The following is a 20184-nucleotide window of genomic DNA, read 5'->3' as shown; positions in this document are numbered from 1 at the left end:
CTTAGCTATCCTCTTCCATCACAGCCGGTTCAGGAGCGGCGCCGACGGGAACGCGTCGCCCCAGCACCAGCGCATGCAACACCGGCACGACCAATAACGTCATCACGGTGGACACAGCCAGGCCGCCGACGACGGCGCGGGCCAGTGGGACCATGGTTTCGTTGCCTTCGCCGAAGCCGAGGGCGAGCGGCAGCAGGCCGAGAATCGTCGCGAGCGCCGTCATGAGAATCGGCCGGATGCGCCGCTTGCCCGCTTCCAGCACGGCTTGTTCGGCGGAAGCACCGGATGCCACCATGCGGTTCGCAAAATCGACCAGGAGAATACTATTGGAGACGACGATGCCCATCATCATCAGGGTGCCGATCATCGACTCCACGTTCACGGAGGTATCGGTCAGGTGCAGCATGAGGACGGTGCCGATCCAGCCGAGCGGCACGGCGATCAGGATGATCAGCGGATCGATCATCGAGCGGAACAGCCCGACCATCACCAGATAGATCAGCAGCACGGCCAGCGGCAGGGCCAGCGCGAAGTTGCTGAAGGCGCTGCGCATGTTGGCGACCTCGCCCTTGATGGCGATCGTGACATCTTTCGGCAGTGGCACGGTGGCGAGCACCCGTTCGATATCCGCGGCGACGTGGCCCAGATCGTTGCCTACCGGCGTGACGAGCACGTTGATTAAGCGGGAGAGGTCGTAATGGTCGACGCTGTCCGGCCCGGTCTTCATCTCCAGCGAGGCCACATCGCGCAAGAGTACCGGCGGGCCGCGCCGGTCGTCCGAGGCGTAGAAGCCGTTCGAAAGGTCCAGGTTGCGTCCGGCGAACGGCGTATTTTGCAGCGCGACGATCGACCCGCCACTGCCGGCGGTGGTCAGTGAAGATGTCGGATTCAGCGGGGTCCGCGCGCCGATGATCGGGATGTTCAGCAGATCTTCCGTCTTCGTGAGCGACTGTTCGGGATATTGCGCGAGGAGGAAGTAGCCGTTGGCGGTTTTGGGATCGAGCCAGTAATTGGGGCTCAAGGCGATGTTCGAACTGATGCCGGTGATGACATCCACGATGACGCGGTCCTGGGTGATGCCGTAGTAGGCGGCCTTCGTCCGGTCCACGTTCACGTGCAGTTCCGGATAGCTCTTGCCCTGCTTGATGCGCACGTCGCTCGTATTGGCCACCTGCGCGACCTTGTCGCGGATCTGTTCGGCGACCGGGCGAATCAGATCCAGCCGGGGGCCTTTGACTTGAATGTCGATCGGCGCACGCAGGCCGAAGTTCAGCACGTCGCTGATGATGCCGCCGGTTGAAAAGCTCACTTCCACACCGGGGAGTGCCTGGCGGACTTTCGTGCGTAGGGTGGCGATGTAGTCGTCGGTACGGCCTTCATGCCCGGTGACAAGATTGACCAGGATAAAGGCGGTATGGTTGCCGGTATTGGGCGCGAAGCGCGCCGCATCGCCGAAGTAGAGGCCGGTATTGGAGACCACTTCCTCCAGATCCTGCTTGAGGATGGTGTCTTGCACGAGCTTTTCGAGATCGGCCACGATCGCCGTGGTCTTCTCGATGCGAGACCCTTCCGGCGCGCTGACGGTCATCGTGAAGTTACCGGCGTCGACTCGGGGAAAGAACTCGGTATGAAGTTGGGGGAGCAGCAGTGCGCCGGTGCCGACCAGCGCGAGCAGCGCCAGGAGCATCACCAGGGCCTTGAAGCGGACGCCGGCGCGGAGGACCGGCTCATAGAGCGCCAGCACGAAGCGAAACCAGTCTTTGGCGTCTTCTTCTTCCTGCGACCCGTTGCCATGCCCATGCTGATAGAGCCGCGTCAGCACGACCGGTGTCACGGTCATGGAGACGGCATAGTCGGCCAGCATGGCAAAAGCCACGGTCATGGCCAGCGGCACGAAGAGATACTTGATGATTCCGGAGAAGAAGACGATCGGCAGATAGACGATCAGAATGCAGATCGTGGCCACGAGAATGGGCAGCGTCAGTTCGATGGCGCTGTCTTCGGCCGCCACACGGCCGCTCTTGCCCATGAGCAAATGGCGATGGAGGTTTTCCTGCACGACGATGTTGTTGTCCAGCAACGTCCCGATAACCAGGGCCAATCCGCCCAGCGTCATGATGTTCACCGATTGGCCGGTCAGATAGAGGGCGACCAATGCGGCGGTCAGCGAAAGGGGAATGGCCAGGCCGACGACGAGCGCCGCTTTGATGCTGCGCAGGAAGAGGAAGATCATGAGGCCGGCCAAGCCGGCGCCGAGCAACCCTTCCGTCTGTAAATTGGCAATGGCCTGGCGGATATAGAGCGATTGATCGTAGATGAATTTCACCGAGGTGTTCGCGGGAATTTCCGTGAGTTTCGGCAGTTTCGCGCGAATCCCGTCCGTCACTTCCAGCGTGTTGGCGCCTTCCTGCCGGGTGATCGGGAGATATGTCGCCTCGCGGCCGTTCACCCGCACGATCGACGTTTGAATCGCCGCGCTGTCCGATGCTGTGCCGATATCCCTGACGAGAATCGGCGTGCCGTTCACCACCTTGATGGGGATGTCGTTGATCTGGTCCACCACGTCGATGAGGCTGTTGGAGTAGACGTAATAGTCCAGATCGCCCAGCTTGACGTTGCCTGCCGGAATGATCGCGCTCTGCGCATTGATCGCCTTCACCACGTCGGAGGGCGACACGCCGCGCGCCAGCATACGCTGCTGATCCATGAACACGGTGATCTGCCGGACTTTCCCGCCGAGCGGCGGGCCGAAGGAAATGCCGGGGATGTTGGCGATCTGCTGGCGCACGGTGAAGTAGGCCAGATCGCGGATTTCTTTCGGACCGAGCGTATCGCTGCTCACGGAGAGCAGGCCTACCGGCAGGCTGGAGACGCCGAACTTATAGACCGAGGGCGGATAGACGCCGGGCGGCAGCAGCCGGATGATGCTATAGGCCAGGCTGGTCAGCTCCGATTGCGCCGAGTCGATGCTGTATTCGGGCTGGAAGAAGACCTTGATGTAGCTCATCCCCGCGAGCGACTGGGACTCGATATGTTCGACGTAGCTCGCTTCGACGAAGCGCTGTTCCATGCGGAGGGTGATGGCGCCCTCCATCTCGCCAGGGCTCAAGCCGCGGTAGAAAGTGGTAACGAGGATGGAGGGGATTTTGATTTCCGGGAAGATGTCCACGCGCATCTTCTTGTAGGACACGGCGCCGAGGATCAGCGCGATCATGCAGACGGCGAAGACGGCGTAGGGGTTCTTCAGTGCAGCTTTGGTCAGCATGGGGTTTCTACCATCTGAGGCACGCGGTTCCGTTCCAGCCAGTATCGGCAGATTGCGCTCGTGCATTGAATGAGTTCGGCAAAGGTTCCTGGTTTGACGACATAGCCATTGGCTCCGCTGGCATAGGCAAGAGAGAGGTCGGACGCATCGTCGGAGGTGGTAAAGACGACGACAGGAATAGTGGTCAGGCGCGAGTCCGCCCGCAGCCGTTTCAGAAACTCATCGCCCCGCTGCTTGCCGAGGTGCCAGTCCAAGAGAATGAATGTGGGGAGGTCTGCAGGGCTGTTCAGAAAGTAAAAGCCTGTCTCGGCATCCTGCTCGGTAAAGAGGGCGACGTCGAGGCCGGTCTGCTTCAGTGCCAGGCGAAACAGCTCTCGCTCGCCGGGGCTGTCGTCGATCAGGAGAATGGAAGAGTGCGTCACCATTATAGAGAGCGGTATCGCAGGGACTATGCCGGGGAGTGACGGGGTGTGCGAAGCGATGTTAAGTCCTGTTGAAACATATGCTTACGCTGATAAGTTGATTCGATTAGCGAGTGATGGCCGGCGCATGAAGGGGGAAGAGTTCTGGAGAAATTCCATAGGGCAAGGGAATTTCTCCAGAGCAAGAAGTCAGGCGGCCTTCGTGGAGGCGCGCTTCCATTCCATCATCTTCGCGGTGAGTTTGGAGGAGGCGGTGAGTCTAGCTTGCCTTCTTCATCTCTCCCGCCAGCAAGTCATTGATGAGGGATTGATAGGGGACCCCCCGCTCAGCTGCGAGAGATTTCACCCATCGAAGCACCGTGGGGTCGAGTCGGATGGCAATGAGTTGCCGCCGTTCCGCTCCCAATGGAGGTCGTCCCACTCGACGCAGAGAGGCAAGTTGCCGGTCGGATAGCGGAGGGATGTCCGAATAATCAATCGTTCGCTTCTTGGTAGCGTTTTTTTTCTTTTCGGTTTGCCAATCGCGCACTGATGACGCGGATAGTTTTTTCATGGCCGTGACTCCTGAGGGTATACACGATGACGAGAATGTTTCCGGTTGCCGATTGCGCCAGTCTGAATCGTCTCACTTCCGTGGTTGAATGGTCGATATCTTCGCCGTCAAGGCCGGCCGAGTCGAAGAAGGCCGTACCGGCTTCTTCAAAGGAGACCCCGTGCTTGGTCTTGTTACTGGCGGCTTTCTTGGTGTCCCATTCGAACACCAATTATGTATATACCAAACGTGAGCTGTCTGCAAGATGGCTGATGAACGGGAGTTGGAAGTGGGGTCGTGTGCCGTCACGCCGCTGCGTTTCCGATCAATACGCATGCTGACCTGATGAATGGGGAGTTGCCCTGGAGAAATTCCATAGGGCAAGGGAATTTCTCCAGAGCAAGAAATCAGGCGGCCTTCGTGGAGGCGCGTTTCCATTCCATCATCTTCGCGGTGAGTTTGGAGGAGGCAGACGCGTAGGCGCCGTTCAGGCCGATCGAGGCTTCGGCGCCGGGCTTGTCGCCTTTCATCACCTTCGATACGACCTCTCCTGCCGCAGTGTGAAAGGCCTTATGCAAGGCCAGCACCTCTTTGTAATGCGGGTCAGACGTCTGCGCGCCGGTGAGGCTGTATAGCCATTTGCCGAACTCGCATCGGTTATCGACGCTGACTTCCGCCGGGACGAGGCTCAGGGTCCCGTCGATGTTCTGGCGTAGTTTCACTTTCCAGGCCCCATGCGCGCCGATGGCTTTGTCGATCTGCTCAAGGATGTTCGACATGAATTCCTCCCAATGAAGTGGTGATACGACAATGGCCTTATCGGCTGGGATCTTGAGGGGATTGAGTAGGGGAGTTTTAGGAATGTATGCCTGGCTATCGGGTCTATTCCGTTCAGCACGGCTTGACGATTGAGTTATTAGTCCGCGGAGGAGGGGCAGGGCAGGAGAAGTCAGGATGCGTGCTGACAAACGGGGATGGGCTGGATTGTATCTCGTCGCCCAGGCAGGAAAAGACTCCCGACCCCTTTGTTTTCAGTAGCACAGATCGAGAGGTTTTCCGTCCATATGACGGGGAATCGGTATGCCTGCCAGCTGAAGCACAGTCGGAGCAATGTCGTATATTGAGTGTCCGTAGACCGCACGGCCTGCAGGCACTCCCAGCCCGTGCATCAAAAGAAAGCCATGAGGCGAATGACTACCGCTTCTCGCATCCTGTCGTCGAAGATGCAACGTGCCTAAGCGGACGGATTGAACCGAATCCCAAGGGAAAGATTGGTCCCATAACACGGTCAGGTCGGGGAGCTGATCCAGGTAAGGTCCTTGAAACTCCTGATGCGTTAAGGTGACATGCTTGACCACCTTCCGGCCGCTCTTAGGATCGCGTATTTCATACAATGCATCCGAGATCTCACGGCATACGCGCTCATATTCCTCGCCAGGCTGTACGACGCCGTACTTGTCACGGCCTACAACATTGATGCGGATAGCACCCACAGAGTCGTTGTTGGGCACTGCAATAGCCCGGCGACCCGCCCAATTGCGTTCGCCTGCATACCATCTAAAAATAAGCTCATCCTGCAGGCGCTGAGGTAGTACCGCCTTGATGGCGTATTGCACCTTGCCGGGCAGGATCATCTTTAACAATCGCCAGGGATTCACATGCCCTTCCCGAATCTTCTGGGTAGTTAATCCCCTCTTAGAAGCCTGACCATAGCCCAGTAAATCCAATATTTCATTCAGGTGCCAGGACGCATGATACATGGGCCCCATTCCGTGTCCCGCTACTATGAGACACTGGACATTGTCTCCCGCCAGCGTGAGCATCTTTGCGATCTCGTTGTCCAGCGCACGGTATATCACTTCGATGGTATCGTTCAGCTTATGAGGATCTAAGGGGTCATGGCGGGGATGGTCCGGGTCCATGTAATGCCAGAAGTGATGGCCGATGCAATGCGGCGCCGAAAACCCCGCGAAAAAAATATCCCACGGTTCTTTCTCCATCAGCCAGCGGAACAGCTCGCCATGCAATCGCAGCCCCGCTAGAGTTCGCCGTCGTAGGTCGTATAAGGCCTGAGGCTTTTCATCGACCGCGTCGCAATCTCCAACGGGATGACGTCCGAATAATCCATCGATGTCGCCAAGCAAAGATTCGGGAGATGAGGCACGTGCCGTCTTCGTGGCATGCGCGCCCCAGTTGGTGAGATGTAACCCGTTGATCCGTCGGCTCAAAGGAAACTTGGGAACGTCAACGATACTGACCCTCTTACCGGATTCACTCAGATACTCCCAGAAGGGGACTCCATGGATAGCATCATCAGGAACGTTTCTAAGGTTTCCGGAACGAGGGTCGTACTGGGCATAGAAGTACTTCTCAAACTTGCCAGGATTCGTTCCGGTACAAATCGAGGCCCAGACGGTGTCCGGCAACTGCGCGGAAGTTGTCCTCAATTCTCCGTGTAGGCCTTCTTTAAGCAATCGTTGAAAAGTCGGAAGCTTTCCCTCGGCTGCCCATCTCTCGACGAGATTCCACTCCATAGCATCAAGCCCGATCAGGAGTTGAGGTGCAATATGGTTTCCCATTCCTATCCCCAATCAACAAGATTTGGTTCTTACTGAATAGCATGACGCAGGGCAGATCGCATACAAATGCTGGTATTAAGCTAGACCGACTAAAGGCGACGAGCAAGCCGCAATCATGACGCTGGCCGGTCTGTGGTTTGCGCGTTTGCGCCTCTTTTTAGAGGTTCATGCAGGGGGGCCACCTCGGCCTGATGGTCTTACCGGGGGCAGGCATGAGTATGGACTTATGAGGGGTATCCAGGTTGGATGGATCGGTGAATCTGCGCTTCAATCTTCATAGCGGGGTGGGCTGCATAGGCAGCGGCCAGACGGCTGATCATGGACGGATCGCGGTGCAACCGCCGCCCCAATTCCCGAGTGGTCAGGAGGCTCCATCTCCGTGCCAGTCCCACCAGCGTGGCGTGGGCCGGGACTAATGCCCGGTGCCGACCGGGCGCGAGAATCGCCTGCGGTGTCGCCTCGTAGGCGGTGGCCACTGCAGCGAGGAGCGTCGCGAACGCCACCCGCTGGGGGCGGACCGAGACCTCCCGTGTCGCGGCGGTGCGCCGATCGGCTTCTTCGATAAACCGTTCATCTCCGAGAAACCGCTGATCCACGGTCTCATAGAACCGTTCTTGGTGTCCGTGGGCTAATCCGTCCTTCAGAAAGCGGCGGTAGGCTTGCCGAGCAGGACCCACCTGCCGATGCAACGATTCCAAGACCGTCGACGTCTGGACTGTGACGGGGCCAGCGCCTCCCAGATACGCCGCATGACTACTCCAGGGGTAGGTCCATGGGTTGAGCGGGGTCTGCAGTCGGGCGGGGTTGAGGTGGAGGTAGCGCACCAATGACGGCCACACCGTCCCCAATGTAGCGGAGGTCCTCCCAGACTCGTTGGCTCCCCACGACGCCTTCTTGGTCGGCATGGAGTTGTCGAATCTAGGTCAGTAAGCGGGCATTCGCTTGAGCGCGCGGACTCGGCGGTCGTGTGGCCCAGCCGTAGTATCCGCTGGGAGAGACGCGCAAACACCGGCACATCATCCGGATGGAAAACGACTCGCGGCATCGTTGGATCATCCGATACTTCATCGCGACGCTCTCGCGAAGAACGCGGCCGCTTCTCGTAAAAAATCCCGCTCCTTCGTCACGCGCGCTAATTCCCGACGGAGCTGCGCCAGTTCCTCCTCGCGGGGGCGCCCGTGCCCCGGAAACGCCTGCCTCCGGGCCTGACGCAGCTCGTGCCGACAGCGCCCTAAGACACCTGCTCCAGTCCCCAGCTCTGCGGCGACTTGGCTGACGTTCACACCGGGCGCGTCGAGCATCGCCACCGCTTCACGTTTGTACTCGGCTGAAAACCTCCGCCTCTGTGTCATGACACCCTCCTGACCCATTATGAGCCGTAACTAGGTGTCCGTAAAAGCGGGGCTGAACCCGTCGGTGAGATCTTGAAGGGGAGTCAGGCCGCTCCTCTCCGAACCGCCGCTGCTCTGTGCTCATTCTTGATCTATCTCCCTACCGGGCATAAGTTCATACTCTTATACATACCTGTCGAATGAAGTTGCCTGACGCATCCGTCGGTGAACGACCGGTGTTTCGTCGTCTCTTCGCAGAGGAGGTTTTGTCATGAGTGGCACGGTTGCAGTCGCGGTACTCACATTGTTCTTTTTCGCAGCGCCTCTTGCTGCCCAAAGCCCTTGCCTGGATTGTCTCGCGGCTGTTCGTGCGGAGTTTAAGAAGTGCCTTGAGAATGCGATCAGTCAGGAAGACAAGAAGTCTTGCGCGGACAAGAAGGAAGCCCAGGCGAAGACCTGTGAAGACGGCGAGTGCAAGATAGAACGGGCGCAGAGCGAGCCGAAAGGGCCGGTTGTTCCTAAACCGAAGTAGAAATTCAATACAAGCGGCGGGAAACTTATTCTGCGAGGCCAGGCTGCTCATTCCTTGCCACGACTATCAGTAGAATTGTGATTGGTTGGCTGACTGAAAAAGGGTGGGAGCATGTCATTGGGGATTTCTATCGGTCGTCGTCGTCGGTTGGAGGGTGCCCTCTGCACGGCTACAGCTCTGCTCACGTTACAGTTGGGCGGTGTGGGCGGATCGGTCTGGGCCTTTGAGCCGTGGCAGCCGCAGGAACGATGGCTGATTGAATCCGGCCGCGTGGCGCCTTGGGCAAAACCTGGAACCACCGCGTTGGAGAACGCCGGATTAGCGGGGCAGGCCATTCTGGTCGAGGGCAAAGCGGTCACGGCGCCCCATCCCTTGGCCTGTGAGCAGGCGCAAAATACGTTCATCGTGATGCCGGCTGAAGGGCTTTTTGAAGGGGGGTTGCCGGCTCCAGCCGGGCGGGCGGCACGAGCCCTTGGTCTGACCTCCATGCCGGTTCTCACCTGGCGCATGACCTGTCGGAACGGATCCTTCGATTACCATCTCTTCTCGAAGCAGGAGGCGATGCTTGGGCTGGATCATGTGGTGTGGCAAGTGCGGCGGACCAGTCTGGAGCTCTCGCCTGAAGCGGCCGTGCTCGAACTCTTACGCCAGCATATGACGCGAGACATGGCCTTCACCAAGGGCAGCGTGGCAAAGAAGGCATCCATGTTGACCGACAGTCTCACGAAGGCTATCGCTGCCTATTTCGCCCGGCCTGTTCCTCAGGATGAGGTGCCGGTGATCAACGGCGATCCCTTTACCAATTCACAGGAGTATCCGACCGGCTTTACCGTGGGAGCCGTCCTGCGTGTCGGCTCGCGCGCGACGGTGCCAGTGCGATTCGATGAGGAAGGCCGCTATAAACTCGTCGAGTATCGGCTGCAATTATCGGGCACGACGTGGGGGGTGGACGATCTGCATTATCCCGACGGGGCGACGTTCCGCGGACTGCTGAAACCCGCGAAAGGACGCTGACGCATGGCCCGGGGTTATGCCGGCCACGGAACGCGGAGGCTCTGCGGTGTGTCGGCGCTCTGGTCGAACGTTCTCAGCCGGACGAAGATTTCGAGTTCTTTCGGTGTGCCACCTTCCTGATAGACGCGAAACTCGATGTGACGCTGATCCGCCGCGCTGGGTTCCAGTTTGTACCCCCAGAGAAAAAACGGTTTCCCTTGGGCTCCGGCTTCCCGCGCTTTGCTCGCGATCATCGGGGCTTCAAGGACGGCCCCCACCGTCTGCGTCGAGCGGATGCGCACCCGCCAGTTGCCTGAATCCTTGTCGGTTTCCTTGTATGCGAGGAAGGCGAAATCGCAATTCAACGGCGCATCGTAGGCCGCAATGTATCCGAGCTGGACAAAGCTGTGGACCGCATTGTCGGGCGGTGTTTCGAGCAAGGGCGTTTCCATGAATGTGTCCTTTCGCGGAGTAGAATGGTTCGGCGATTGTCGTACAGGCGTGGGGTTGTTTTCAATCGGCTGCCGGAAGCGCGCGCTTCATCGTGAGGGCGTGCATTGTGGCATGGATTGGAGTTGAGGGGCTCATGCCGCGTGAATGCGCCATCCATGGCGGCTTTCGGCTGGCGCGGCGATTCAGTATACTGCCAGCCGATTCTTTCGGTGTCCCACAGGGCTCTGGAAGGGGCGGGGTGCCATGATCGTTTCACGAGCCTGGACATGGATCATCGGTCTGACGCTCTTGTTGTGGCTGGGGCTTCCCCACGTCGCCGGAGCCGCCCAGGATGCCGATGCCCACACGTTCGGGGTGTTCTGGAAGCAGTTCAGCCAGGCGGTGGTCGAGGACCAGCGGGGGACCGTCGCCGACCTTACCAGGTTGCCATTTCTTCTGGACGGGATCGAGCACGACCGCTCGGCCTTCCTCCGCGAGTATCCGACGTTGTTTAGCCCGGTGATGCGTCGTTGTTTCAAGAAGGTCACACCCGTTCACGATCTCGACGGGTATTCCGTCGTCTGCGGGGAGCAGATTTTTGTGTTCGGGCTGGTGAACGGGCGCTATCGGTTCACTGAGATCGGCGTGAACGATTGAGGGAGTCTTTCCTGCCGGAGGCGCAAGAATGAACGACAGGTGGCCGTCCATCCTGTTCGGAGGCGGCACCTGGCCCTGGTGGCACGGGGTGTTGTTCGCCCTGTTTCTGGCCATGATGGGCACCGCCTACTACGCCTGCCTGGATTCGTCCGGACCCAGCGGCGCGCCGTTTCTCATGTTCATGCTGTACGCCTATGCCTTTCTGGTCCTAGCCGTCATGTCGACCGTTGATGTTGCGCTGTGGGCGCGCGCATCCGGCTACGGCATTCTGATGACGGGGTTGTTGCTGATGCTCGCCTGGATTGTGATCGGGTTGTCCTGGCCCTTCCTGTTTATGGCGACCGACCCGAATTACCCTGAGCAGCTTTTCGCGGGTCGGGTGTTGTTCACACTCCACTCCACGCTCCTGTATGTAGGGAATTTGTGGATGCTGCGGGTGCTGCGTCGTGGTGAGGCTTCGGCTGGAGCGACGCACTGATGCCTCCCCCTTCCTAGGTAGGATACCGCCGCCGTGCCGGTCTCGGTACAATCCGCGGGTACGGAGGTTGCCGTGGCTGCACTTTCATATGGCCGGACCTATCCCCGGTATCCGCTCCACTGTCCGGTCATCTTCGGCGGGGCGCCGTTTGTCGGCGAGGGGCTGCTGACGAATCTGTCGTTTCAGGGGTGCTCGGTCCTGTGCGACCGCGAGGTCCTTTGTGGCAATGACGTGCGTGTGAGTATCCTGCTTCCGGATCAGGCCCACGCGCTGACCATTGAGTGCGGCACGATCAAATGGGTCGAGGGCCATCAGTTCGGTGTAGAGTTTCTCCGCCTGCCTGATGAGACCAGGCAACGGCTCAATCGCCGGCTGCGAACCGAGCTCATTCATCTGCTGAAGGTTCGTTCAGGCCGACGCGAATCCCCGGGATGGCTTGATCCGGGAAGTTCGACAGTAGGCTCTGTTTGACATGTGAAGCCTCGTTGGCCGCACACGTGTGCCTAGTCTTCCCCGCACGAACCAGCCTGGATCAATGCTCTTCGCGTCGAGTACTGAATCATCTTTGCCGTTGTTGTTTGCGGGGAGGGAGTAGGTTTCGTATTCGATCTCGTGTACTGTTGGCCTCTGTAAATGCGGGGGTAGATAGCATTTAGCAATGATGCTCTGTGGGTTCCCTGATTTCTTGGAGGTAGGGTGATGCGGTTCACTGCGATTCGAGTGTTGATGATGCTTGGTCTGATGGTGGCAGCGGCCCCGGTATTTGCCGAATCGACGGTTTCACGGGACTATGCGCTGGGTCAGCACGGTAGTCTCCAGCTCAAGGTTCCCGCTACCTGGAAAGACAATGTCACGCAGCCGCCGAACGGTCTTCCTCCGACGATTGCCTTCGTTCCGGAAAGCGGCGCAGCGTTTCGAGTGTTGCTCACACCCATCTGGTCCGACCGTTCCGGCGCCGTGCTTCCGGTCGCCGCGGACCTCCGAAAGAAGGTTGAGCAGGCGGCGGCGCAGGCCAAGGCCCAGGCGCTCGAAACCGATGTGGCGGTGGTGGAAATGAAAGGCGCGACGGGACTCGGCTACCACTATGCGGTGACCGATCGGGCCCCGAAGCCCGGCGAGTTCAAGCGGATGAAACAGGGGATGTTGCGGGTGGGAGACTTGCTGGTGTCGTTCACGATCTTGTCGCAGGATGCGGCGGATCCGGTCAACCAGCAGGCGACAGCGATGCTGGAAGGGGCGGCGCAGGCCACCAGGCAGACGGCTGCGCCGGGGGCACAGGAGCATTCCGTTCGTCCCGATGCACTTCAGATCACCTCAACCGAACAGGCCCATGTGCTTACGGTTCCGGCGAGCCGGCTGGTCATGCGCCTTCCCCTCGGCGGTTTGTCGCTCACGAACAGCGCGATCGGAGGATCCTCCAATAATCCGCGCTACTTTCATTTTCGCGACGATGCCAAACAGGTGATCATTTCGGGATGGTTCGAGTCGGACCAGGCGTTTCCCGGCCTCCAGAAAATCTGGGCGGACGAGGTCACGGTGTCGAAGAAGAATGGGCTCGCTGACGCGGAGCGCGTGGTCTTCGGGCGTCTGGGCAACTGGGAGACGATCGCCTATGAGCGCGCGGTGCCGAATATCACGAATTCCCACCTCCATGCGCACTGGGTGCAGGCGGGAACCTGGATCGATCTCCATGCGTCGCTGACCTCGAACGGGTCGAGCCAGGACGCCAGGGCCAAGCTCGAATCACTGCTCCGCGCGATCGTCGTGAAACAGAAAGCTCCCTGACGCGCGATCCCCCGACAGGAGATGACTATGTCTGTACTCTCGGGCGCGGTACCTCAGCAAGGCTCCCGCTTCCTAGTCGATCACGTGATGGTGTTCCGACTTTCCCCGGTAGGGGCGGACCGGCCATGAGCGGGCCTGTAGGGAGCCGGCAGGCTCGCGCAGGCTGTGCCGGTACTACTCGATTTGGGAGGTATAGAGTTCGCGCAGGCCGGCCTCGATCTGCATCCGGCGGTCGGACTGTTCCGGGGTAAGCGGTAGATGCGCCAGGGCTCGGCGATAGGCGAGTTCCGCTTCAGACGTGCGCCCGGCCCGGCGTAAGAGCGCGGCATACTCGGCGTGCAGCACGGGGTCGTTTTGATGGAGCGCAATCGCCCGGGCATACTCGGCGACGGCTTCTTCTATCTCTCCTTGTTTGAGGAGCACCATCGCCAGATTGCGGCGGGCCATCAGGTGGTCGGGCGTGGTGAGCAGGGCGGCCCGGTATTCAGCGACGGCGCGCTGAAGCTCCTGCTTGTCGTGCCAGAGGTTGCCGAGATTGGTATGGGCGCCGGCGTGGGACGGATTCTGCGCCAAGACGAGTTCGAAATGGCGTTGGGCTTGATCAGGTCGGCCGGCTTTCTTCAGCACGAGTCCGAGGCTGTATCGCGCAGAGTGATGCTGTGGATTGATGCGAAGAATCGCGCTGAAGGATTGAATCGCCTGACTCGGGTCGTCTTGTTGCGCATACAGCAGGCCGAGGCGAAAGTGGGCTTCGATATGTTCCGGTGCCAACCTGGAAACCGTCTCAAACTGCGTGATGGCTCGTCGGGGATCGTGCAATTCTTCACAGGCAAGCCCGAGCTGATAGTGTGCCTCTACGAGGTCGGGGGCTAGGGTCACGGAGCGTTCCAGGACCGCACTCGCGGCTTCGGGATTCTTCTTGTCCATCAGCACGATGCCTTGTTGCAGGAGTGTGACCGCGGGATCTGTTTCGGACTGGCCGTTCTTCTGCAGCATCTGAGGAGCCGATTCAGTGGTCAGGGATGCCAGCGTCGCAGCGAGAGTACTCCGGCCGGCCGGAACCCCCAGGACGACGAGTGCCAGGAGTACGATACCTACACGGCGAAATGACTGAGACGGGCCTGGCATGGCGGCGGGTTCCCCTGCGATCGTTGGTTACCGGTGTTCTTTCGGCGTGATCAGGATTTCGACACGACGATTCTTTCGGCGATTGTCTTCCGAGTCGTTGGCTGCAATGGGGTGGCTCTCGCCGAACCATTGCAGGCTGAGCCAGGGCATGGGTACTCCGCTGCGTTCCAATATGGACGCGGCATTCGTGGCTCTGGCTTGTGACAGCGCCTGATTATCCGGGAAACGATGGCGGAGCCGGTCGCGAATCGGCTTGTTGTCGGTGTGCCCCTGAATCGCAATCTGGATATTCGCCTCGTCTTTTAGAATCGCGCCGAGCCGCGCGAGGACGGTGATGCCTTCTTCACTGATGCGATCGTCTCCGGATGCGAAGAGGACCCGATCGGATAACCGGATTCGAATGTACTCGTCGGTCGATGCGTCGCCGAGGAGGGCCACGGCTGCCTCCGGGGTGTGGTCGGCGGGAATGACCGGCGGGGTGTCGTCGATGCTGGCGTGAGTGGTCGAAGAGGTGCGGACATCGTGCCGAACCATGTGCGGACCGGCCGGCAACAGTGACGCCGTGCCGGCTTTCCCGCGCTCTACCACGATGGAGCCGTTTTGGATCTCTGGTTTGAGTCGTTCGTAGATGTCGTCCCACATGGTTCGGAATTGCACGTCCTGGCTGACGGGAGCAGGAGTGGCGGCGGGCGGCGGAGGAGAACTGCAGCTCGTGAGCAGGGCACTGAGCAGCAATAGCGTTCGTGAGAATCGTGGGGTGCTGCGGATAGCCATTGCGGCAGACTCCATTCCGTAGGGGCGATCGTCATTCCGGTCAGGAATATCGAGCCTGCCGGAGTTTGGATTATGCGGAATGGATTTCAGCCGGCACACTAGTACGTTCGTATGGGGCGGCGGCCGCTTGGGCCAGGGGGAAGAGGGTTCTATCTCTGTCAGGGGCCACGGTCGAGGTACGGTCGACCACTACGATCTCAAAGCTCTGGCATTCAATCACCTGGCCTTTTACCGTGACCTTGTCATGCCTCCTTGGCGGGCAGAATCTCGGTGTAGCTGGGCTCACTGCAATTGAGGCGGCTCTGCTGCGCGCTGACGTCCGCTTAAAACTCGCCCGCCTGCACGACATCTTCCAGACTATTGATGTCGAGCCAGTGGCCGACGGTGTAGAGGACACGGATGGGTTGCTGACGCGTGAGCAGCTCCTGGAGCAGTTGCGGAATTGTGGCCTTGCGGTTGCCGGGGCGTGCGAGCAGTTCCGTGATGACGGTGGTGATGAGTGCGGCGGCGGACGGCGAGACTTTGAGGAAGCCCATCCAGACGCCGTGGGTGGTGGCTTCGGGGATCTCATTGCCCAGTTGCTTGAGATAGACCTTGGCGTTGAAGGCGCGCCGCGAATTGGGGATGGTGCATTCGGCGAATCCGCCGAGCCGGGCATAGCTGGTCTCCTCCCGCCAGTTGCTGTCGAGGAAGATCACGCAGTCATCAGATTCCTGGCAGAGGGACTGGGGAATATACTTATTAAACAGCACGTCGCCGTAAGAAATGAGGGTCTGTTGGGCGCGGCCCTTGCGCGACTGCAGGGCCTTGAGGAGAGAGAACAGTTCGCCGGTGTCGGCATACTCATCGTTGTCGACGTAGGTCAGATTGGGCAGATTGACGGTCTCCTTTTTATAGCCTCGGACGACGACGATGTCTTTCACGCCGACGGCGTTGTAGGCGTCGACGATGCGGGTGAGGATGGGCGCGCCCTGGACTTTGACCATCGTCTTGGGCTGGTGTTCGGTGAGTTCGCCCAATTCGCTGCCGCGCGAGGCGGCCAGGACGATGGCGCAAGTATCTTCGGCGCCTTTGGGCAGATAGCGGTCTTCCGCCTCCTGCAGTTCAGCGGCGTTTTGCAGCCGGAAAATTTCCGACACCGGCGCGACTTTATCTTCGATGGACAAGAGATGTTCCTGTTCCTTCAACGTGCGCGCCGTCTTCTGCATCGCCGTGACGGAGCTGCGCAGCAGATGGTTGGCCCAGATCACTATCGAGAAGTTGTGCTGGCGAAACACATCGGTCGGGGTGGCGTAGTATTTCGTCGGGACGATCACGACCGGGCAGCGACTGCCCCATTCCTGCTTGAACGCCAGGATTTCATCGGGCACCGCCAGGGCGCTGTGGATGAGGATGCCGTCGGCACCGGCCTGGCGATAGGCTTCGGCGCGGCGCAGCGCTTCGGCGAGCCCCCAGCCGCAGATGAAGGCTTCGACCCGGGCGATGATGGAAAAGTTCTGGTCGCTCTGGGCGTCTTTGCCGGCTTTGATCTTGCCGCAGAACTCATGCATGTCCGCCATGGGTTGGGCGTCGCCTTTGATGAAGCTATTCGTTTTGGGGAAAAGTTTGTCTTCGATGCAGACTGCGGCGATTTTTCGCTGCTCCAGCTTGCGGACGAGGCGCTGCATGTTGTTGAAATTGCCGTAGCCGGTATCGCCGTCGAGGAGAATCGGAATCGTGGTCGCGTCGGACATAAACTCGAGGGTTTCGAGCACCTGAGTCCAGCTCGCTTCGTTGTTGTCGCGCACGCCGAATTGGGCCGAGATCGACAGGCCGCTGGCCCAGATGCCTTTAAAGCCGGCTTCCTGGACGATCTTGGCGCTCAGGCCATTGTGGGCTTCACAGATGAATTCCAGCTGGTCGGACAGGAGGAGGTTGCGGAACTGTGTGGTGGTGCTAAGACCGGGTGTCGAGCTCATGGATTCCCTTCCTTGTGCCGGCTGGAAGACAGTGCCAGCGTCGGTCGGAAAGGATACCGGTTTTTCTGAGAGAAATCACGCGGCTATTTGCGGCGGCGTACCGCAGCGGCTCTTTTTTCTTAGGCGCCGGCCCCGCCTCTGAATTCCGCCCGGTCCAATTTCTCAAAAAAGGCGCCGACGCCGGGACCCAGCTGCTCTTCAAGCTGCGGATCATTATCCAGAACGGTCCTGGCAAATCCCACGATCAAGAGAATCCGGCGGACGGCTTCCTGGGGCGTGAGGGTGAGGTCCGATCTGACGGCTCGTGTGTGAATCGCGATCTCGCCGAGGAGGGTGTCCTGCTCTTCCTGGATGGCCGCGTAGGTGCCTGAGGCCCGCGCCTGATGATGCTGTTGCATCGCCACTTCCGAGAGGGCGCGCAGGGCCCGTTCCACTGCTTGGGCCGTATCTTCATCCATGCGATCCCGGAGGCGCGCCGGCACCACGGATCCCGGCTCCAGCAGCGACTGAACGATTTTTGCAAGCGACAGTAAGTATGCCATGTACGGGCTCCTGGGTAGACTGGGATCGGGCACTATGCCTGTTTCAATCCTGCGACACGGGGAGGTACTATGCCATGGCTTGAGACCGGGAGCTAGTGCCTAAAGGCGGTGGGGTCGGGCTTCTAGGTACTGCCGTACGTCAGAGTGGGATCATTGTGACAGCGTGGGCGATTCTTTGACTGGCTGTGCGCAATAGTCGAATCAATTGTTCGTAGTCATTGGCGCGTATACAGTGCGTTGTAAAACTCTTCCATGATGACAACGCGCACACACCATACCGGACTGGCTGCGATTGCGGTCCTCAAGATGGTGAAGGGTGTGCTGCTGCTTCTTCTCGGGTTGGGCCTTCTCAAGTTGGTGCATGCCGAGATCGCCACATTGTTTTCTCTCCTGATTGAAGCCCTTCATCTCAATGCCGACTCGCATCTCATTCATGGGCTGGTGCTAAAGGTGGATGCACTTCAGCCGCACAGTGTGCTGGTAGCAGGTCTGATCAGTCTAGGTTATGCAGGGCTGATGGTGGTTGAGGGAGTCGGCCTGTGGCTGGAGTTCTCCTGGGCCGCGTATCTGACGGTGGTGTCGACGAGTCTCCTGATTCCCGTGGAGCTCTACGAAATCATCGACCGGGTCACTCTCCTGCGCGTCGGGGCCCTGCTGCTGAATCTGGTCATCGTGGGATATCTCATCAGCCAGCGGAAGCATCACCGCTTGCGCAAGCGGGCAGGGTGACGGTGAACCGCGTGCCCTGTCCGAGCGTGCTCTCTACTGCGACCGTACCTCCGTGGGCTTCGGCGATTTCCCTCACGATGGCCAGCCCGAGTCCTGTTCCGCCCGATTCTCTGGCTCGCGCGGGATCAGCCCGGTAAAACCGTTCAAATAATCGCGGCAGATGTTCCTGTGCGATGCCGGACCCCGAATCCTCCACCTCCAGCACCACGTGTGCGGGTATCGGCTTGAGTCGGATCGTAATGCGGCCTTCCGGCGGCGTATAGGCCAGGGCATTGTCGAGCAGGTTGACGAGCAATTGCGTCAGCCGCCCCGCGTCGCCTTGTACGAGGGATACCGGCTGGGCCTCCATCGACAGTCTGATCTTGCGGTCTTCCGCCAGTGGGCTCAATTCGGTGACCAGATTCTTCACCAGCGGTTCCAACACGAGGGGTGTGAGTGTGACCGGAGGGCGGTCTCCGGAGAATTGCGCCAGGGTGAGGAGCGAGCGGGTCAAGGTGCCGAGTCGCTCGACCTGTTCCAGGTTCGTCACCAGGGCGTCGCGATAGTCTTCGTCCGTGCGGCTTTTCTGCAAGGCGACTTCGATGGTGCCTCTGATCACTGTCAGTGGCGTTTGGATCTCATGGGCCGCGTCGGCGATGAAATGGCGTTGCCCCTCAAACACCTGGTGCAACCGGTCCAGCATGGCGTTGAAGACCTGGGCGAGCCGCGCAAACTCCTCGTATGGCGCTGCTAATGGCATCCGCGTTTTCAACGATGGAACGGAGATCTGTTCGGCTGTGGCGGTCAAGGCTTCAACGGGGCGCAACGCTTCCCGCGCGAGCCAGCGGCTGCCGACCCATCCGACGACGATCATCGCTCCGGCAAGAGTGGCCAGGAGGAGCATCAGCAGGCGGAGGGTATCGTCGACAAGTCGAAGCGATGTGTCCATCTGGAGGAGGTATCGCACGGATCCGGCCTGCGTGACGGGAAACGAGATCCGCCGGATCGCGCCATCGTGCGGCGGCGTGATGGTGTCATATAGGGTAAGGCCGTGCTGCAGGTCGGCCAGTTGTGCGGCAGACAGGGGAGGGCGGGGCGCGCTTGCCGCTCCCTTCCAGAGCATCGTTCCAGACGGACTGAGCACCACCGCCGATCGGGCGGCCTCGCGCGTCTCATCCTTCTCGTCGTCATCCAATGTAGTGAGCGCTCCGGTCGTCAACTCGACTCGTGCGGCTTCCTGCTCGGCGAGCGTGAGGAGTTCACGGTCGACATGCTGTGCCAGGAGCGTCGAAAGGCCGGTATAGATCAAGATGGAAAATGCGGTCAATAGGATGAGGACGAGGGCGATGGCCGATCGACGAATACGCGTGCGGAATGCGACCATGGCTTAGGCTCCCGGCGTCTTCAAGACGTACCCGGCGCCACGGACAGTGTGGATCAGGGACGTGGAAAACTCGCGATCTACCTTGGCGCGCAATGCGCGGATGTGCACATCGACGATATTCGTCATGCCGTCATAGTGGATGTCCCACACATGTTCGATGATGGCGGTTCTGGTCAGCACCCGGTCAGGATTCCGCAACAGATATTCCAGCAACGCATATTCCTTGTTCGTGAGGATGAGTTCACGGCCCGCCCGCCAGACACGATGGGCGACCGGGTCGACCTCAAGGTCCGCGACGGCGAGGCGCGGCGATTGCTCGGTCCCGCTGCGGCGGATCAGCGCCTGAATCCGTGCCAGGAGTTCCGCAAAGGCGAAGGGTTTCGTGAGGTAATCATCGGCTCCGATGTTGAGTCCGGTGACACGGTCTTCAACCGTTCCGCGGGCGGTGAGGAGAAGAATCGGTGTCTTGTTGCCGGCGGCACGAAGCCGGCGGCAGACGGTGAATCCATCGAGGCTGGGGAGCATGACGTCAAGGATGATGAGGTCGTACGGCGTGGTGCTCGCCATGAGGAGGCCCTCTTCCCCCTCATGGGCGCAATCAACGGCGTAGCGTTCTTCGCGGAGTCCTTTTTGAATGAATCCCGCGAGATCCGGATCATCTTCCACAATCAGAATGCGCATGCT

21 protein-coding genes are annotated in these 20184 nt (G+C 59.8%); 7 read left to right on the top strand and 14 right to left on the bottom strand.

Features of this window, described 5'->3' with window-relative positions:
- Position 1: 1 nt before the first annotated feature.
- The 7 genes from Q8N04_01985 to Q8N04_01955 form a co-directional block, all read right to left on the bottom strand.
- The gene (locus Q8N04_01985) at positions 2-3265 is read right to left on the bottom strand and encodes an efflux RND transporter permease subunit (protein MDP3089420.1); all 3264 of its coding nucleotides are present in this window, start codon (positions 3263-3265) and stop codon (positions 2-4) included.
- Positions 3259-3690: a response regulator gene (locus Q8N04_01980; GenBank protein ID MDP3089419.1), complete on the bottom strand. Its 432-nt coding sequence runs from the start codon at positions 3688-3690 to the stop codon at positions 3259-3261. Before Q8N04_01980 ends, Q8N04_01985 begins: the two co-directional genes overlap by 7 nt.
- Before the next feature lie 256 nt (positions 3691-3946).
- Positions 3947-4240 carry a BrnA antitoxin family protein gene (locus Q8N04_01975; protein ID MDP3089418.1) on the bottom strand — a complete coding sequence of 98 codons (294 nt, stop codon included), beginning with the start codon at positions 4238-4240 and terminating at the stop codon, positions 3947-3949.
- A 386-nt stretch (positions 4241-4626) separates the two neighbouring features.
- Positions 4627-4998 (bottom strand): CZB domain-containing protein, encoded by a 372-nt coding sequence (locus tag Q8N04_01970; protein MDP3089417.1) that lies wholly within the window; start codon positions 4996-4998, stop codon positions 4627-4629.
- Positions 4999-5250: 252 nt separating this feature from the next.
- Positions 5251-6798 carry an alkaline phosphatase family protein gene (locus tag Q8N04_01965; GenBank protein ID MDP3089416.1) on the bottom strand — a complete coding sequence of 516 codons (1548 nt, stop codon included), beginning with the start codon at positions 6796-6798 and terminating at the stop codon, positions 5251-5253.
- 224 nt (positions 6799-7022) lie between these two features.
- Positions 7023-7703 carry a hypothetical protein gene (locus Q8N04_01960; protein ID MDP3089415.1) on the bottom strand — a complete coding sequence of 227 codons (681 nt, stop codon included), beginning with the start codon at positions 7701-7703 and terminating at the stop codon, positions 7023-7025.
- A 159-nt stretch (positions 7704-7862) separates the two neighbouring features.
- A complete protein-coding gene (locus tag Q8N04_01955) occupies positions 7863-8150 on the bottom strand; it encodes a transposase (protein ID MDP3089414.1) in 288 nt (95 codons plus the stop codon).
- Positions 8151-8400: 250 nt separating this feature from the next.
- Here Q8N04_01955 and Q8N04_01950 point away from each other — a divergent pair, with 250 nt between their 5' ends.
- Both Q8N04_01950 and Q8N04_01945 read left to right on the top strand, forming a co-directional pair.
- On the top strand, positions 8401-8661 hold the full coding sequence (locus Q8N04_01950) for a hypothetical protein (GenBank protein ID MDP3089413.1): 261 nt from the start codon (positions 8401-8403) through the stop codon (positions 8659-8661).
- Positions 8662-8772: 111 nt separating this feature from the next.
- Entirely contained in the window at positions 8773-9675 is a 903-nt protein-coding gene (locus Q8N04_01945) for a hypothetical protein (GenBank protein MDP3089412.1), read from the top strand.
- 14 nt (positions 9676-9689) lie between these two features.
- Here Q8N04_01945 and Q8N04_01940 read toward each other — a convergent pair whose 3' ends face one another.
- Complete coding sequence (locus tag Q8N04_01940; protein ID MDP3089411.1) at positions 9690-10106, bottom strand: hypothetical protein; 417 nt, start codon at positions 10104-10106, stop codon at positions 9690-9692.
- Between the two features lie 244 nt (positions 10107-10350).
- Here Q8N04_01940 and Q8N04_01935 point away from each other — a divergent pair, with 244 nt between their 5' ends.
- The 4 genes from Q8N04_01935 to Q8N04_01920 all read left to right on the top strand — a co-directional run bounded on the left by Q8N04_01935 (position 10351) and on the right by Q8N04_01920 (position 13006).
- Positions 10351-10743, top strand: coding sequence for a hypothetical protein (locus Q8N04_01935; GenBank protein MDP3089410.1), 393 nt, complete (start codon positions 10351-10353; stop codon positions 10741-10743).
- Positions 10744-10771: 28 nt separating this feature from the next.
- Positions 10772-11221 (top strand): hypothetical protein, encoded by a 450-nt coding sequence (locus Q8N04_01930; protein MDP3089409.1) that lies wholly within the window; start codon positions 10772-10774, stop codon positions 11219-11221.
- Between the two features lie 72 nt (positions 11222-11293).
- On the top strand, positions 11294-11692 hold the full coding sequence (locus tag Q8N04_01925) for a PilZ domain-containing protein (GenBank protein ID MDP3089408.1): 399 nt from the start codon (positions 11294-11296) through the stop codon (positions 11690-11692).
- Between the two features lie 225 nt (positions 11693-11917).
- On the top strand, positions 11918-13006 hold the full coding sequence (locus Q8N04_01920) for a hypothetical protein (protein ID MDP3089407.1): 1089 nt from the start codon (positions 11918-11920) through the stop codon (positions 13004-13006).
- Between the two features lie 174 nt (positions 13007-13180).
- On the opposite strand, the gene Q8N04_01915 is transcribed toward Q8N04_01920, so the two are convergent.
- From Q8N04_01915 to Q8N04_01900, 4 genes are all read right to left on the bottom strand, one after another.
- Entirely contained in the window at positions 13181-14134 is a 954-nt protein-coding gene (locus Q8N04_01915) for a tetratricopeptide repeat protein (GenBank protein MDP3089406.1), read from the bottom strand.
- A 27-nt stretch (positions 14135-14161) separates the two neighbouring features.
- Positions 14162-14908: an OmpA family protein gene (locus tag Q8N04_01910; GenBank protein ID MDP3089405.1), complete on the bottom strand. Its 747-nt coding sequence runs from the start codon at positions 14906-14908 to the stop codon at positions 14162-14164.
- A 323-nt stretch (positions 14909-15231) separates the two neighbouring features.
- On the bottom strand, positions 15232-16866 hold the full coding sequence (aepX, locus tag Q8N04_01905) for a phosphoenolpyruvate mutase (GenBank protein MDP3089404.1): 1635 nt from the start codon (positions 16864-16866) through the stop codon (positions 15232-15234).
- A gap of 119 nt (positions 16867-16985) precedes the next feature.
- Positions 16986-17408, bottom strand: coding sequence for a hypothetical protein (locus Q8N04_01900; protein ID MDP3089403.1), 423 nt, complete (start codon positions 17406-17408; stop codon positions 16986-16988).
- A 252-nt stretch (positions 17409-17660) separates the two neighbouring features.
- On the opposite strand from Q8N04_01900, the gene Q8N04_01895 reads away from it, so the two are divergent.
- Positions 17661-18137 (top strand): DUF2127 domain-containing protein, encoded by a 477-nt coding sequence (locus Q8N04_01895; GenBank protein ID MDP3089402.1) that lies wholly within the window; start codon positions 17661-17663, stop codon positions 18135-18137.
- On the opposite strand, the gene Q8N04_01890 is transcribed toward Q8N04_01895, so the two are convergent.
- Both Q8N04_01890 and Q8N04_01885 read right to left on the bottom strand, forming a co-directional pair.
- Complete coding sequence (locus Q8N04_01890) at positions 18094-19500, bottom strand: ATP-binding protein (protein MDP3089401.1); 1407 nt, start codon at positions 19498-19500, stop codon at positions 18094-18096. The genes Q8N04_01895 and Q8N04_01890 overlap by 44 nt on opposite strands.
- A gap of 3 nt (positions 19501-19503) precedes the next feature.
- On the bottom strand, positions 19504-20181 hold the full coding sequence (locus Q8N04_01885; GenBank protein MDP3089400.1) for a response regulator transcription factor: 678 nt from the start codon (positions 20179-20181) through the stop codon (positions 19504-19506).
- Between the last annotated feature and the right edge of the window lie 3 nt (positions 20182-20184).

The sequence above is a fragment of the Nitrospira sp. genome (assembly GCA_030692565.1).
Taxonomy (GTDB): Bacteria; Nitrospirota; Nitrospiria; order Nitrospirales; family Nitrospiraceae; genus Nitrospira_D.
The sequence above is the reverse complement of the archived record's forward strand: the minus strand, read 5'-3'. Positions and strand labels throughout refer to the sequence as shown.